Genomic DNA, 253 nt, shown 5'->3' with positions numbered 1-253 from the left:
CCTATCGAAAAGCGTTGCGGGAGCGCCTGGGCTTCTAGCCTTTGTTTCGCCTTGTTTTCACCCGTTCGTCGCCACAAAATTTGATGCGAAGTAAGCAGGTTTTGCTCCCAAAAATGCCGCTTCAGCGCCGAACGGACACAAATCCCGAACTTGCCTTAATTTGAAATCGGCGCTTGGAGCATAATCCGACCGGAGCAAAACGAGGATCGATAAGATTATGCTTTGGAAAGAAAAGTTTAGAGCACCGATCTGA

The 253-nt window shown here is 48.6% G+C and carries 1 protein-coding gene; it reads right to left on the bottom strand.

Going from position 1 to position 253, the window contains the following annotated elements; translation table 11 throughout:
• Positions 1–57: 57 nt before the first annotated feature.
• The coding region (locus SB719_RS21480) for a hypothetical protein (RefSeq protein WP_412159933.1) at positions 58–253 on the bottom strand (196 nt) is incomplete at its 5' end.

Source organism: Pantoea sp. SIMBA_079, from assembly GCF_046940275.1.
GTDB classification, from domain to species: domain Bacteria; phylum Pseudomonadota; class Gammaproteobacteria; order Enterobacterales; family Enterobacteriaceae; genus Pantoea; species Pantoea borealis.
This window is presented reverse-complemented; position numbering and strand designations above follow the sequence as displayed.